The organism is Leucobacter sp. M11 (assembly GCF_035726885.1).
Classification (GTDB): domain Bacteria; phylum Actinomycetota; class Actinomycetes; order Actinomycetales; family Microbacteriaceae; genus JAPFRB01.
In genome coordinates this window covers 467,541-468,552 of the sequence record NZ_JAPFRB010000004.1, presented here as the reverse complement: position 1 = coordinate 468,552, position 1,012 = coordinate 467,541, and the positions used below count along the sequence as shown (strand labels likewise).

The window sequence follows — 1,012 nt, the reverse complement described above, 5'->3', positions numbered from 1 at the left end:
GATCACGCGGGACTTGCTCTCCCCCGCCTCGGCGACGAGCTGGACGATGCGCTGATACTGGCTGTCGGCGGCGGAGGCCGCGGCGATCATCTCGACCGCGACGGGGCCGTTGACCGCCCCGCTCGGTACCTTCTCGCCCGTGACGCGCTCCACGGGAAGACTTTCGCCCGTGATCGAGGACTCGTCGAAGTGCGCGGCGGCGTCCACCAGGGTTGCGTCGACCGGGACAAGCTCGCCCGGCCGCACGAGGATCCGGTCGCCCGTCATCACGTCCGCCACCGGGGTCTCCCGGGTCCGGACGCTGACGTCCTCGCCCGGGACGATCACGTGGGCCACGTCGGGGGCGCGGTCGAGGAGCGCGGTCAGCTCGCGGCGGGAGCGCTGCTCCGCGTAGTCTTCCAGCGCCTCGCCCCCGGTCAGCATGAGGCAGACCACGAGCGCCGCCCAGTGCTCCCCCACCGCGACGGCGGCGCAGATCGCGATGATGGCGAGAATGTCGATCCCGGCGTGCCCGCCGAGGAGGTCGCGCACCATTCCGACCGCCTGCCAGGCGGCCACGAGCAGCGCGAAACCGCCGACGACCCAGGGCACCAGCCCCGCGGCGGGGGTGGCCGAGAGGATCCCCCCGGCGATCGCCACCGCCAACGTCGCCACCACCCACGGATAGCGTCGCCCAGCCCCCAGCATCCAGTTCATGCGTTCCCCCTCGCTCAGGACTCCTACTTTGCCCGGATTCCCCGGTCACCGCCAGGGGCAATGCCCCGGCCCAGCTCCTCGGCGCGGGCAACGCCTAGACTGGGGGTATGGCTGTCACCCCGCGCCCGCGAGCGCTCACCGTGGTCTTTTCGTTGCTCCTGGACGCCGCCCTCGTCGTCGGCTTCGCCGCGGTTGGCCGCGGCAGTCACGAGCGGGCCGCCACCCTCGGTGGGCTCTGGGAAACCGCCTGGCCGTTCCTTGCGGGCCTCGCGCTGAGCTGGCTGGTCACCGTCGCCTGGTACCGCCCGACGTCCCC

Annotated in this window: 2 protein-coding genes; one reads left to right on the top strand and one right to left on the bottom strand. The window is 72.7% G+C overall.

Annotated features, from left to right (window positions below; translation table 11 throughout):
• A partial coding sequence (locus OOT08_RS14355) for a P-type ATPase (RefSeq protein ID WP_442916258.1) occupies positions 1–696 on the bottom strand: 696 nt, incomplete at its 3' end.
• 107 nt (positions 697–803) lie between these two features.
• Between OOT08_RS14355 and OOT08_RS14350 the strand changes: the two genes are divergently transcribed.
• Positions 804–1,012, top strand: a 209-nt coding sequence (locus OOT08_RS14350) for a DUF3054 domain-containing protein (protein WP_325093467.1), incomplete at its 3' end; no start/stop codon positions are given.